Annotated in this window: 12 protein-coding genes; 5 read left to right on the forward strand and 7 right to left on the reverse strand. The window is 63.1% G+C overall.

All coding sequences use genetic code 11. The features are described from left to right. Window positions 1-67: 67 nt before the first annotated feature. The 3 genes from tpiA to HHL25_RS04795 all read left to right on the forward strand — a co-directional run bounded on the left by tpiA (window position 68) and on the right by HHL25_RS04795 (window position 3,107). Window positions 68-841, forward strand: a complete 774-nt coding sequence (tpiA, locus tag HHL25_RS04785; protein WP_169587774.1) for a triose-phosphate isomerase — start codon at window positions 68-70, stop codon at window positions 839-841. Between the two features lie 92 nt (window positions 842-933). Then, entirely contained in the window at window positions 934-1,335 is a 402-nt protein-coding gene (gene secG, locus HHL25_RS04790; RefSeq protein WP_169587776.1) for a preprotein translocase subunit SecG, read from the forward strand. 134 nt (window positions 1,336-1,469) lie between these two features. Further along, a complete protein-coding gene (locus HHL25_RS04795; protein ID WP_169587778.1) occupies window positions 1,470-3,107 on the forward strand; it encodes a CTP synthase in 1,638 nt (545 codons plus the stop codon). Window positions 3,108-3,140: 33 nt separating this feature from the next. On the opposite strand, the gene HHL25_RS04800 is transcribed toward HHL25_RS04795, so the two are convergent. Continuing rightward, window positions 3,141-4,115: a LysR family transcriptional regulator gene (locus HHL25_RS04800; protein ID WP_169587780.1), complete on the reverse strand. Its 975-nt coding sequence runs from the start codon at window positions 4,113-4,115 to the stop codon at window positions 3,141-3,143. A 98-nt stretch (window positions 4,116-4,213) separates the two neighbouring features. On the opposite strand from HHL25_RS04800, the gene HHL25_RS04805 reads away from it, so the two are divergent. Both HHL25_RS04805 and HHL25_RS04810 read left to right on the forward strand, forming a co-directional pair. Then, complete coding sequence (locus HHL25_RS04805; protein ID WP_169587782.1) at window positions 4,214-4,693, forward strand: cupin domain-containing protein; 480 nt, start codon at window positions 4,214-4,216, stop codon at window positions 4,691-4,693. A gap of 221 nt (window positions 4,694-4,914) precedes the next feature. Then, window positions 4,915-5,448, forward strand: coding sequence for a DUF992 domain-containing protein (locus HHL25_RS04810; protein WP_169587784.1), 534 nt, complete (start codon window positions 4,915-4,917; stop codon window positions 5,446-5,448). A gap of 106 nt (window positions 5,449-5,554) precedes the next feature. Here the strand turns inward: HHL25_RS04810 and HHL25_RS04815 are convergent, their stop codons facing one another. The 6 genes from HHL25_RS04815 to HHL25_RS04840 form a co-directional block, all read right to left on the reverse strand. Beyond that, window positions 5,555-6,718, reverse strand: a complete 1,164-nt coding sequence (locus tag HHL25_RS04815) for a pilus assembly protein TadG-related protein (protein WP_246701685.1) — start codon at window positions 6,716-6,718, stop codon at window positions 5,555-5,557. 377 nt (window positions 6,719-7,095) lie between these two features. Then, the gene (locus HHL25_RS04820; protein WP_169587786.1) at window positions 7,096-8,319 is read right to left on the reverse strand and encodes a molybdopterin molybdotransferase MoeA; all 1,224 of its coding nucleotides are present in this window, start codon (window positions 8,317-8,319) and stop codon (window positions 7,096-7,098) included. Next, the gene (gene moaC, locus HHL25_RS04825) at window positions 8,319-8,804 is read right to left on the reverse strand and encodes a cyclic pyranopterin monophosphate synthase MoaC (RefSeq protein WP_169587788.1); all 486 of its coding nucleotides are present in this window, start codon (window positions 8,802-8,804) and stop codon (window positions 8,319-8,321) included. Before moaC ends, HHL25_RS04820 begins: the two co-directional genes overlap by 1 nt. After that, the gene (gene trpC, locus HHL25_RS04830) at window positions 8,804-9,616 is read right to left on the reverse strand and encodes an indole-3-glycerol phosphate synthase TrpC (RefSeq protein WP_169587790.1); all 813 of its coding nucleotides are present in this window, start codon (window positions 9,614-9,616) and stop codon (window positions 8,804-8,806) included. Before trpC ends, moaC begins: the two co-directional genes overlap by 1 nt. Before the next feature lie 3 nt (window positions 9,617-9,619). Continuing rightward, window positions 9,620-10,648, reverse strand: coding sequence for an anthranilate phosphoribosyltransferase (gene trpD, locus HHL25_RS04835; RefSeq protein WP_169587792.1), 1,029 nt, complete (start codon window positions 10,646-10,648; stop codon window positions 9,620-9,622). Window positions 10,649-10,662: 14 nt separating this feature from the next. Next, complete coding sequence (locus HHL25_RS04840; RefSeq protein ID WP_169587794.1) at window positions 10,663-12,552, reverse strand: peptidylprolyl isomerase; 1,890 nt, start codon at window positions 12,550-12,552, stop codon at window positions 10,663-10,665. Window positions 12,553-12,627: the final 75 nt, after the last annotated feature.

Raw genomic sequence — 12,627 nt, forward strand, 5'->3', positions numbered from 1 at the left:
CTGCGCTTTCCATCGGCGTGCCGATTTGCTACGTCCGGCCGAACGTAAGATGGGGTGGGTTTTTACCATGACGACACCGAATGTCCGTCCGCTTGTCGCGGGAAACTGGAAGATGAACGGCACGCGCGCCTCGCTTGACCAGATCAAGGCGATGGCAGAGGGCGTCAAGGGTCCGCTGTCGGAGAAGGTCGAAACGCTGATCTGCCCGCCCGCCACGCTGCTCTATGTCGCAACCGCACTTTGCGACGACAGCCCACTGGCGATCGGTGCGCAGGATTGCCACCAGAAGGCTTCGGGTGCCCATACCGGTGACATCTCGGCGGAGATGATCGCCGATTGCTTCGGTACCCATGTCATCGTCGGCCACTCCGAGCGTCGCACCGACCATGCCGAAACCGACCATCTGATTCGGGCCAAGGCGGAGGCCGCCTATGCCGCCGAGCTGACCGCGATCATCTGCATCGGCGAGACCGCCGATGAACGCAAGGGCGGCCAGACGCTCGACATCTTGAAGCGCCAGCTTGCCGGCTCCGTGCCGGATGCCGCGACCGCGGAAAACACGGTCATCGCCTATGAGCCCGTCTGGGCGATCGGCACGGGCCTGACGCCGACGGCTGCGGATGTCGCCGAAGCGCATGCCTTCATGCGTGGCGAACTCGTCAAGCGTTTCGGTGAGGCCGGCGCGAAAATGCGCGTGCTCTACGGCGGTTCGGTAAAGCCTTCGAACGCCAAAGAACTGATGGGCGTTGCCAATGTCGACGGTGCGCTGATCGGTGGCGCCAGCTTGAAAGCCGAGGATTTCCTCGCCATATACCGCGCTTACGAAGAACTCACTGCCTGAAAAGGCGGGAAGGGGTCTTTCTTTGCCGATGCCTCTCATGTAAAGAGCGGCCAACCGATTGATTTTGCCCTCAGCGGGCAGGTGGAAATTCCATGCAGACCGTATTGATTGTCATTCATCTCATGATCGTGCTGGCGCTTGTCGGCGTGGTGCTGATCCAGCGTTCCGAAGGCGGTGGCCTTGGCATCGGCGGCGGTTCCGGCTTCATGTCGGCGCGCGGTACGGCCAATGCACTGACCCGCACCACGGCGATCCTGGCGACGCTGTTCTTCATCACGTCGCTCGGCCTCGGCCTGCTGGCTCGCTATGAGTCGAAGCCCACGGACATCCTCGACCGGATCCCGGCCGGCAACGCCGCACCTTCAGGCAATGTCCTCGACCAGCTTCCGGGCGCTGCTCCGGCCACGACGACGGCACCCGCCGCCAACGGTGCTGCCGCACCGGCGCCGGCCGCCCCCAAGGCCGATCCGAACGCCGTTCCGACCGGCAACTGATCGGGTCTTCTCTCTTCGCTCCGGCGGGCTCTCGGGTCCGCCGGTTTTCTTTTGTGCATATTCCGCCCCACTTAACAAAAAAAGTGGGATGAGCTTCTTTGGGGCTGGCGGAATCGATTTCGAAAAGGTATCCGGTGACTCCCATGGCGCGATATGTATTCATCACTGGCGGCGTGGTTTCCTCTCTTGGCAAAGGAATTGCGGCCGCGGCACTCGGAGCATTGCTGCAGGCGCGGGGTTACCGCGTTCGTCTGCGCAAGCTGGACCCCTATCTCAACGTCGATCCCGGCACGATGAGCCCGACCCAGCACGGGGAAGTCTTCGTGACCGACGATGGCGCGGAGACGGACCTCGACCTCGGTCATTACGAACGCTTCACGGGGCGTTCGGCCACCAAAACCGACAACATCACCACCGGTCGGATCTACAAGAACATCATCGACAAGGAACGCCGCGGCGACTATCTCGGCGCGACCGTCCAGGTCATTCCGCATGTCACGAACGAGATCAAGGACTTCGTCGTCGAAGGCAACGAAGATTATGACTTCGTGATCTGCGAGATCGGCGGCACGGTCGGCGACATCGAGGCAATGCCGTTCATGGAGGCGATCCGCCAGCTTGGCAACGATCTGCCGCGTGGCACGGCCGTCTATGTCCACCTGACGCTGATGCCGTATATCCCGGCCGCCGGCGAGCTGAAGACCAAGCCGACGCAGCACTCGGTCAAGGAACTGCAGGCGCTCGGCATTCATCCCGACATCCTGCTGGTCCGTGCCGACCGGGAGATCCCGGAGGCCGAGCGGCGCAAGCTGTCGCTGTTCTGCAACGTGCGCCCGACCGCGGTCATCCAGGCGCTCGACGTGGCCAACATCTATGACGTGCCGATGGCCTACCACAAGGAAGGCCTCGACAACGAGGTTCTGGCCGCCTTTGGCATCGAGCCGGCGCCCAAGCCGCGCCTCGACCAGTGGGAAGAGGTCTGCAACCGCATCCGTACACCGGAAGGCGAAGTGACCATTGCCATCGTCGGCAAGTACACGGGCCTCAAGGATGCCTACAAGTCGCTGATCGAGGCTCTGTACCACGGCGGTATCGCCAATCGGGTCAAGGTCAAGCTCGAGTGGATCGAGTCGGAGGTCTTCGAAAAGGAAGATCCAGCGCCGTATCTCGAGAAGGTCAACGGCATCCTGGTGCCCGGCGGCTTCGGCGAGCGCGGTTCCGAAGGCAAGATCCTGGCGGCCCAGTTCGCTCGCGAGCGCAAGGTGCCCTATTTCGGCATCTGCTTCGGCATGCAGATGGCGGTCGTCGAGGCGGCACGGCACCTCGCCGGCATCGAGAAGGCATCGTCGACGGAATTCGGCAAGACCGGCGAACCGGTTGTTGGCCTGATGACCGAGTGGATGAAGGGCAACCAGCTGGAGAAGCGTGCAGCTTCCGGTGATCTCGGTGGCACCATGCGGCTTGGCGCCTACAAGGCGACCCTGAAGAAGGGTACCAAGATCGCCGAGGTCTACGGCTCGACGGACATTTCCGAACGGCATCGCCATCGGTACGAGGTGAACGTCGACTACAAGGACCGGCTGGAAGCCTGTGGCCTGGTCTTCTCCGGCATGTCGCCGGACGGCCTGCTGCCGGAGACGGTCGAGTATCCCGACCATCCCTGGTTCATCGGCGTCCAGTATCACCCCGAGCTCAAGTCCCGCCCGCTCGAACCGCATCCGCTGTTCGCCAGCTTCATCGGTGCGGCCATGGAGCAGAGCCGGCTGGTGTGAGCCGATCGTGCCTGCGGGCGGCCAGGCCGCTCGCTATCCTAGCCGCTCCCGCGCGTGCTCCGGCACGTGCGCGGCATAGTTGGCGAATCCCAGATCGTTCGAGATCCTCGTCACGACCTCGCGCAGCCATTTGTGCGCGGGGTCCTTGTCGTACCGGGCGTGCCAATAGAGGTTGACCGCTCCGGCCGGGACCGGGATCGGCGGAAGGTAAAGCGTGAGCTGCAAGTCGTCGTACACGGTCAGCGCAAACTGCACGGGCAGGGCGGCAATCATGTCGCCGCCGGCGGCGGCAAGAGCCACCGCTTGGAAATGTGGCAATGCAAGCACGACGTTGCGACGCTGGCCAGACGCGGCCAGGGCCTCGTCGATCATCCCCGACATGCTGCCGTCGATGGACCGCAACACATGCGGGAGGGCGGAGAAGATCTGGATCGGCATCGGATGCCAGGGTTCGACGGAGGCGAGCGACGGATTGTCCTTTGCCGCGACAATCACGAATGGCGAGTGGAACAACTTGGTGGACGATACGTAGTCGGGTACGTCGAGAGGCCGTTCGAGTGCCAGGTCCACGGTGCTTTCGGCGAGCAGGCGCCCCACGTCGCCGCGGGCGCTGTCCAGGAGGCGCATGCGCACGCAAGGCGCTTCCTGCCGCACGGCGCGCGAGAGGGGCGGCATCAGCAGCATGGAAAAGAAGTCTGCGCCCGACAGCGAGAAGGTCCGTTCAAGCGTCGCGAGCTCCAGGCCGCGGACACCGCGGATCATGTCTTCGATTTCGGCCAGCGCCGCGCTCGCCCGCTCGCCCATCTGGCTTGCCAGCGGCGTCGGCAGCATTTCGTTTCCCTGGCGGACGAACAGGGCGTCGTTGAAGATCTGCCTGAGGCGATTCAGGGCGGCGCTCACCGCCGGCTGCGACAGGCCGATGCGCTCGCCGGCCCGGGTCACGCTGCGCTCGTGCATCAGTGCGTCGAAGACCCGGATCAGATTGAGGTCGAGTGCATTGAAATTCATCCCGTGAATTCCGCCTATACGATCATTGGATTGGAGTGAATGCACGCGAAACGTTAGTCGAACCTCGTTCCAAACTTGAGGATACGGAGGATTTCGACATGAACATACAGACAAACATCAAGGCCGAAGACAAGCTCTACTGGTTCGGCAATACCCTGATCGCCATCCGGCTCGCCTCGGCGAGCGGCGCGGACGGCCTTTCTGTCGTCGAACACTGGATGCCGTATGGCGAGGCGCCGCCGCTGCACGTGCATCACAACGAGGACGAAGTATTCCATATCCTCGACGGCGTCATGCGGTTTGAGGTCGATGGACGCGAAGTCATCGGCCGGGCGGGCGACACGCTCATCGCGCCGAAGGGCGTTCCGCATGCCTTCCGGGTGGAAAGCCTGTCGGGCGCCCGTTGCCTGACACTGATGCGCGGCGCCGATTTCGAAACCATGCTGCGCGAAGCGAGCCGCCCCGCGCCCGGCCCGGAACTGCCGCCGGCCGTTGTGCCGACGCCGGGCATGATCGACAGTCTGGTCGCCGCCTGCGCCCGAAATCACATCGCCATCATCGGTCCGCCATTGGCGTGATGGCAATCGGGGACCGGCAGCAAGGACAGAGCGCGGTCGGCCCCTCCACCCGCATATCCCTTTTGTCCTGATCTCCAGCGATCCGAAATCGTTCGCAACCGTCAAGGTCGCGGTGCCGCCGCGATTGGATCATTCTTTCGCCACGCGCGTTCACCAAGGTCCGCCTCTGCGTCGGCCAACCGGCCCGGACGGATAACGAGACGACAAGAAGGAATACAGGGATGAAGAAGACAATCACGATGGCAATTGCCGCTCTTCCGGTGCTGACATCGGCGGGCATGGCCGTGTCCGCGGATGTGGTGACGGCGCGCGAACCGGTTCCGACCTATCAGGAAAGCGACCGGGTGGGCGGTGTGAAGATCGGCTATCTGACCTGCGACATCGCGGGAGGCGTCGGCTATGTACTGGGTTCGGCCAAGCAGGCCGACTGCGTCTTCTCCTCGGCCATGGGGGGCGAGGCGCTGGACCGCTACAGCGGCGTGGTCCGCAAGATGGGCGTCGATGTCGGCTTCACCACCCGCTCGAAGCTCGTCTGGGCGGTGTTTGCACCGACGGCGGGCTATCATCATGGATCGCTGGGCGGCCTCTACCAGGGGGCCAGTGCGGAGGCGACCGTCGGCGCAGGGATCGGCGCCAATCTGCTGGTCGGTGGAACCGCCGGGTCGATCCACTTGCAGACCGTCAGCGTGACCGGCCAGCTCGGCCTCAACCTTGCCGCGACCGGGACCTCGATGACGCTCACCCCGGAAGGCTGACGGACGAACGGGCGGACCACGCCAGCCGCTCGCTTCTGTCGCGAATGAAAAAAGGGGACGGTCAAAGCGACCGTCCCCTTTCTGATGTTGATGCGGACTCGTGCCGTCAGTTGACGAGGCGCACACCTTCGGTGCCCGCAGAGCTCGAGGCACCGCCGTCATAGGGTTCGAGCAGCCAGTTGGCCGAGTTGACGATCATCTGGTTGACCACGAGCGAGATCTTGTTCACCTGGTTGGTCGTCGAGTTATAGGTGACGTTCCGGTTGGGCAGGTAGACGATCCCTTCGAGGATCTCACCCTTGGAGCCGTTGAAGATATACTGCTGCTTGTTGGCGTTGTTCGCGGCGTCGCTGGTCTTCTCGTACATCAGGATGCCCTTGTAGGTGCCGCTGGTCGGGGCCGTCCCGGTGAATTTCACGCCGCCATTGATCCGGATCTCGCTGTAGACATCGGGGAAATAGAAGGTCACACCCTCGGCGATCACCGTCGAATTGCTGTTGATGATCATCCGACCCTTGATGATGTGAAGGCCCGGCTGGAAGGTGACGGTCGGCGAACCGTTGAAGGTGACATCACAGTGCACGCCCGGTTTCAGCGACTGGGTGGTACCGTCCTTCGTGCCGCTGGTCGTGCAGGTCGAAGAGACGGTCGGTTCCGGCAGCTTTCCGGCATGCGGATCGGCATCCGGCGTGCAGCCGACCTGCATGTTCGTCAGGGTGCCGCCGTTCTTGATGTAGTTGGTACCCTTTACGCAGAACTTGGCGGTATCGATCTTCGATCCGGAATTCATGATGAAGGCCGGCGAGGCCTTGGAATGGACGTTCACGGTGCAGGCCTTGGAATAGACGTTTGCGCCTGAATTGATCAATACGTCCTGACCCGTGCTGCCGAGCACATAGATACAGCCGGTGTTCGTGGCCGTTTTTTTCGTGGCGATCGCCGTCGAACGCACTGCGATCTGGAGACTGTTCTTGCCGACAAGGCTCAGGAACGGTGTATTGATTTCGGTATCAAAATCCAGAGTCAGGCTTCCGTCCGAATTCTGGGCAATCTTCAGCAGCTTTTCGAAGTCGATCTCTTCTTCGCTGGCATTGGCCAGGAATTGCTTGATCTTCTCTATCTGGGCTTCCTCGGATGTTTCCCGGACGGCTGCGAGCGCCGCGCTGTCGAGCAGTGCCTGCAGGCGTTCCTTCTCCGCAAAGGCGCGGGCCGCATCGATCGCTCCGCCGGCAGCCAGCAGAAGAACGGGAAGGAGAAGGGCGGTGATCATGCCGAAGTTGCCACCACGTTCGCGCAGATAGCGTTTTAGAAAGCCTGAATTCAATATATTTCTAATATGACGCATGTCAAAACCGGCTGGTGCGAGAGATGGACTGTTTCGTTATCGAATAGTCCGGATGATTTAATATGAAGTTCTTGAGGCGTTTCGACTTTTAAATGATCACGCAACTAATATTACGGCCGAAGGTCGATTCGATCCATCTGGCCGTTTGGAGTATGTTTCCCACTCTGGACCGCCGCACCGTCGGCTGATACTTCCCGAATGCCTTCCGCCAACCGGCGCCGGGCGATGGTTCTGACGATGAGCGACATGGAAACCGGCGAGCGTGGGCTGCAGGTGAAGAGGCCGCGGAAAACGGCTGGCTCTCAATAGGTGTCGGGACGAAGCAGCAGGATCGGGGTCAGGCTGCCGGCAGCCATTTCCGGTGCTTGAGGCGGCCGAATGATGAGGCAGTCCGACCGGGCGAAGATCTTCATCATCGAAGAATCCTGCTTGCCATAACTCTCGGCGACCAGCGTTCCGTCGGCGGCGCGGCCGAGGCGGGCGCGCAGATAATCCTGCCGCTTGTCGTTGGCAGACAGAAAGGTCGCCGTCCTCGCGGTCCCCTGGCGTGACAGCGGCGGGCGTCGCGTGAGGACGGCGAGCAGGGGCTCAAGGAAAAGAAGGCCGCAGACCATGGACGAGACCGGATTGCCGGGAAGGCCGAGGACATGCATGCCGTCGAGTTCACCGACCATCAGCGGCTTGCCCGGGCGCATGGCGATCTTCCAGAAGTCGAGCCGCATACCGGAGGCGACGAGCGTCGACTGCACGAGGTCATGATCGCCGACGGAAGCGCCGCCGAGCGTCACCAGCACGTCGACGCCCGCATCGCGGGCCCTGCCGATCGCCGCAGTGATCGCTGCGCGGTCGTCACGGACGATGCCGAGATCGATCACCTCGGCGCCGCTCTGCCGTGCCAGTGCGGCGATCGCGAAAGTGTTCGAGCCGATGATCTGCGAAGGGCCGGGTTCGGTGCCCGGCGGAACGAGTTCGTCGCCGGTCGCGAGGATGGCGACCTTAGGCCTTTCGAAGACGTCGACCGTCGCATGGTTCGTCGCCGCAATCAGCATCAGTCGGCTGAAATCGAGGCGATCGCCGGCCTGGAGAACGACTTCGTCCTCTGCGAAATCCTGTCCACGCGGGCGGATATGTCGTCCCTTGGTCACCTCGAACGTCGTGCGGATCACGCCGTCATCGCGTTTCTCGGCGTCTTCCTGGATGAGCACGGCGTCGGCGCCGGCAGGCACCGGAGCGCCGGTAAAGATACGGACCGTTTCGCCCGGTCCGACGGTGCCGTCAAAGGCGTGGCCGGCCGCGGACACGCCGATGACCTTGAGTTCCGCTCCAGGCTGAGGTACGTCCTCGGCGCGCAGCGCATAACCGTCCATGGCGGAAGCATCGAAGGGCGGCTGGGTCAGCCGCGAGCGAATGTCGGTTGCGAGAACACGGCCGTCGGCAAGATCGAGCGCAATCGTTTCACGCCGTTCGACCGGTCTGGTGGCCCCGAGCAGCCGGGCCTGCGCGTCTTCGACCGAGAGGAGCGACATCAGCCGGCCTCCGGATGACGAAAGGTGCCCGACTTTCCGCCGGTCTTTTCGAGAAGGCGGATCCCGCCGATTTCCATCGCCTTGTCGGCGGCCTTGGCCATGTCGTAGATCGTCAGGCAGGTCACTGAAACGGCGGTCAGTGCCTCCATCTCGACACCGGTCTTGCCGGTGAGCTTTGCGGTCGCCGTGACACGCAGGCCGGGCAGGGCGTCATCCTCGGCGATATCCACCGTCACCTTCGTCAGCATCAGGGGATGGCAAAGCGGAATGAGGCTGGCGGTCTGTTTCGCCGCCATGATCCCGGCAATTCTGGCGGTGGCGATGACGTCGCCCTTCTTCGCATTGCCGGTGCGGATCAGATTCAGCGTTGCCGGTGCCATGCGGACGAAACCTTCGGCCGTCGCGCTGCGCTCCGTCTCTGCCTTTTCTCCCACATCCACCATGTGGGCTTCGCCCGAAGCGCTGATGTGGGTCAGGCCGCTCATCAGGCAACCTGTGCAGGCGTTTCACCGGTCAGCAGCAGGCGCGTCGCGGCGGTGACGTCAGCCTGTCGCATCAGGCTCTCGCCGACGAGGAAGGTCGAGATGGCGCAGGCTTCCAACCGCTTGCAGTCCGCATAGGTGAAGATGCCGCTTTCTCCGACCAGCAGACGCTCCGGCGGTACCATCGGAGCAAGGCGCTCGCTGACGGAAAGGCTGACCTCGAAGGTTCGAAGATTGCGATTGTTGATGCCGATCATCGGCGAGGAGAGTTTCAGCGCGCGCTCCATCTCCGCTTCATCATGCACCTCGATCAGCACGTCCATGCCGAGAGAAAATGCGTCGTCCTCAAGCATTTTTGCTTCGTCGTCGCTGAGCGACGCCATGATCAGCAGGATGCAATCGGCGCCGTGGGCACGGGCCTCGTAGACCTGATAGGTCTCGAACATGAAGTCCTTGCGCAAAGCCGGCAGGCTGCAGGCCTGACGCGCCTGGACGAGATAGTCGAGTTTGCCCTGAAAGCTCGGCGTGTCGGTCAGCACCGAAAGGCAGGCAGCACCACCGGCCTCATAGGCGGCGGCCAGCGCCGGCGGGTCGAAGTCGGGACGGATCAGGCCCTTGGATGGGCTTGCCTTCTTGATCTCGGCGATCAGGCCGAAGATGCCGGCGGCGCGGCGATCGGCGAGGACCTGGTAGAAGCCGCGGGGCGCCGGCTGGTCGGCAGCCGCCGCCTTGAGTTCAGCAAGAGGACGCGCGGACTTTGCCGCCGCGATTTCCTCGCGCTTGTATTCTTCGATGCGTTTGAGGATGTCGGCCATGTCTCAAGCTTTCTCCACTGCATCCTGGTTCGAGACGGCGACCAGTTTTTCGAGCGCCCGGGCGGCTCCGCCCTCGTCGAGGGACCTTGCAGCCAGAACCATGCCGTCGCGCACGTTTTCCGCCTTGCCGGCGACGACAAGGGATGCGGCCGCATTGCAGAGCGCGATGTCACGATAGGCGTTCTTCGCCCCCCCGAGAACATCCTTCAGGGCCGCAGCATTGACGGTGCCGTCTCCGCCGCGGATGGCTTCGAGCGCCACGGTCGGCACGCCGAAATCGTCCGGCGTCAGTTCGAAGGTGGTAATCTTGCCGTCCTTGAGCGCCGCAACCTGGGTCGGGCCGGTCGTGGTGATTTCATCGAGGCCGCTGCCATGGACGACCCAAGCGCTGACCAGGCCGAGGTCGCGCAGGGCTTCCGCCCCCGGCACGAGCCATTCGGGCGAATAGACGCCGAACAGCTGACGCTTGACGTTGGCGGGGCTCGAAAGGGGGCCGACGATGTTGAAGATTGTGCGGGTGCCGAGTTCGACGCGGGCAGGGCCGACATGGCGCATCGCCGGATGGTGCAATTGCGCGAACATGAAGCCGATCCCCGCCTCGCGAATGCAGCGGGCGATCGTTTCCGGATCGATGTCGAGCCGTACGCCGAGGGCCGAAAGACTGTCGGCTGCACCCGACTTCGAGCTCAGGGCACGGTTGCCGTGCTTGGCGACCGGCACGCCCGCGCCGGCGACGATCAGGGCGGCAAGGGTGGAGATGTTGTAGGTATTGGTTCCGTCACCACCCGTGCCGACGATGTCGATCGCGTCCTCCGGCGCTTCGACGGCCACCATCTTCGAGCGCATGATCGAGACAGCGCCGGCGATCTCGTCGACGGTTTCGCCGCGGACCCTGAGGCCCATCAGGAAGCCGCCGATCTGGGCCATGCTGGCTTCGCCGGACATGAGCACATCAAAGGCCTCGCTGGCCTCCTGGCGCGTCAGCGCCTGCCGCGCGGCAATCTTGGCGATATATGGCTTGAGCCCCGACATCGTTTCCCCCGGCGTTAACGGACCATGGCCTGCTCGGCGAGCGTCTGGTTGATCGACACACCGTATTCGTTCTGGAGGCGGCTGACCATCTGGTCCAGGATGTCATCGCCGGCTGCCTTGGCGATCTCGGCGACCTGTGCGTCGTCGTTGGCCAGGGCGTCAGCCGGCGGCTGGTCCTTGACGTCGACAACCTTGAGCAGGATCTGGCTTGCCGGATCGGCGCCGGGTGCGGAACCGACGGTGCCGACCGGACCACTAAAGGCGGCGACGATGGCAGCCGGACCGAGTACGGCATCGTCGGACTGGCGGCGAAGGCCAGTCTTGCTCTCGACGGCGATCCCGAGTTCTCCAGCGACGGTCTCCAGAGTCTCTCCATCCGTCAGGCGCTTCTTCAGGCTTTCCGCCTTCACACCGAGCGCCGTCTTTTGCTGCTCGGCGATCCAGTCGTCGGTCGCCTTCTCACGCACCTCGTCGAGGGTGCGGTCGTGTTCGGGAACGATGTCCTTCACTTCGAGCCAGATATAGCCGTCCGAGCCGATATTGACGGGCAATGCTTCGACACCGATATCGGTTTCGAAGACTTCGGCGATGAGGGCGGCACGTTCCGGCAGGTCCTTGACGGCCACGCCGTTCTCGTCGTTTCCGTCCCGATCGGCCGCCTTGACGGTCACGGGCTTCAGCTTGAGCTGGGTTGCAGCGTCCTCCAGCGTGGATCCACCGGCCCGCAGGTCCTCGAACTGGTCGTGAACGGCAGCGATATCCTCGATCGCGGCGTTCTCGGCAAGCGCCTCGCGGATCTCTTCCTTGACCTCGTCGAGGCTGCGGGTGTGCCCCGGCTTGATGTTGGTGACGCGCAGGATCACCGGTCCGAGGGCGCCGTCGATGACGCCTGTCGTCTCGCCGTCCTTGGCGACGGCAAAGGCGGCCGCGGCGAGGGCCGGATCCGGCAGCTTGTCCTGAGTGAAATCGCCGAGCAGCACGTCGCCGGCAGTCTTGCCCTGGTCGGTGACCAGTTGGTCGAAGCTGGTTCCCGACTTCAGTTCCGCCGCGGCGGCGTCGGCCATTTCGCGGGTTTCAAACGTCAGCTGCTCGATCGTGCGGGTGCCAGCGATCTCGTAGGTCTTCTTGTGCTTCTCGTAGTCCGCACGGATCGCCTCGTCGGTGACCGCGGCCTTGTCGGCGATATCCTTGGGCTCGAGCTTCACATAGGAGAAGCTGCGGAATTCGGGAGCGCGGTAGCGCGCCTTCACCGTTTCGAACCAAGCCTTCAGCGCGGCTTCGTCGGGTGCCTTGATCGGATCAATGTTCGCGTTGGTCAGCAGGAGGTAGTTGATGTCGCGGCTTTCGTTGCGGTAGGCCTTCAGCGCATCGACCAGGACCTTGGGAGCGATGAAGCCGTCGGAGGTTGCCTCGACGATCTGGCTGCGGATCGCAACCTTCGAACGTTCCTCGATATAGTCGTCTTCGCGCAGGCCGGCATTGCGCAGGCGGGCGGTGAAGAGCTGGCGATCGAACTGGCCGTTGTCCGACTTGAAGGCCGGATCGTCGGCGATCAGCTGGGCGAGGCGGTCTTTGGAGAGGCCGAGGTTCATGTCCTGCGACAGCTGGTCGAGGGCTGCGCCGGCTGCAAGTTGTGCATAGACCTGGCTTTGCACGCCCAGCGCCTTGGCCTGCTCGCTCGTCAACTGCGTGCCGAAGCGGCGACCGAGATCGGCGAGCTGGCGCTGGTAAGCGAGGCTGAATTCGCTGACCGAAATCTTCTGGTCACCGACGGTGATCACCGCATCCGAGTTCGACTGGAACAGGGATGCGGAAATGCCCCAAACGCCGAAGGATACGACCAGCAGGAGCAGCAGGACTTTTGCGACCACGGTGCGGGCGGCTTTTCTCAGAACTTCCAACATCGAAACTCAATTACCTCATTACGGCTCTTCGCAGGCCAGCGAAGCGGTTGACGTTCCATAAAACAAACCGCTGCG

Origin of the sequence: Rhizobium terricola, assembly GCF_012927355.1 — a bacterium.
In the GTDB taxonomy this organism is placed as follows: Bacteria; Pseudomonadota; Alphaproteobacteria; order Rhizobiales; family Rhizobiaceae; genus Allorhizobium; species Allorhizobium terricola.

Excerpts from the sequence above, each read along its gene's own strand:
- tpiA (WP_169587774.1), top strand. The coding sequence starts at position 68 with ATGACGACACCGAATGTCCGTCCGCTTGTCGCGGGAAACTGGAAGATG.
- secG (WP_169587776.1), top strand. The coding sequence starts at position 934 with ATGCAGACCGTATTGATTGTCATTCATCTCATGATCGTGCTGGCGCTT.
- HHL25_RS04800 (WP_169587780.1), bottom strand. The coding sequence starts at position 4,115 with ATGAATTTCAATGCACTCGACCTCAATCTGATCCGGGTCTTCGACGCA.
- HHL25_RS04805 (WP_169587782.1), top strand. The coding sequence starts at position 4,214 with ATGAACATACAGACAAACATCAAGGCCGAAGACAAGCTCTACTGGTTC.
- HHL25_RS04810 (WP_169587784.1), top strand. The coding sequence starts at position 4,915 with ATGAAGAAGACAATCACGATGGCAATTGCCGCTCTTCCGGTGCTGACA.
- HHL25_RS04815 (WP_246701685.1), bottom strand. The coding sequence starts at position 6,718 with ATGATCACCGCCCTTCTCCTTCCCGTTCTTCTGCTGGCTGCCGGCGGA.
- HHL25_RS04820 (WP_169587786.1), bottom strand. The coding sequence starts at position 8,319 with ATGTCGCTCCTCTCGGTCGAAGACGCGCAGGCCCGGCTGCTCGGGGCC.
- moaC (WP_169587788.1), bottom strand. The coding sequence starts at position 8,804 with ATGAGCGGCCTGACCCACATCAGCGCTTCGGGCGAAGCCCACATGGTG.
- trpC (WP_169587790.1), bottom strand. The coding sequence starts at position 9,616 with ATGGCCGACATCCTCAAACGCATCGAAGAATACAAGCGCGAGGAAATC.
- trpD (WP_169587792.1), bottom strand. The coding sequence starts at position 10,648 with ATGTCGGGGCTCAAGCCATATATCGCCAAGATTGCCGCGCGGCAGGCG.
- HHL25_RS04840 (WP_169587794.1), bottom strand. The coding sequence starts at position 12,552 with ATGTTGGAAGTTCTGAGAAAAGCCGCCCGCACCGTGGTCGCAAAAGTC.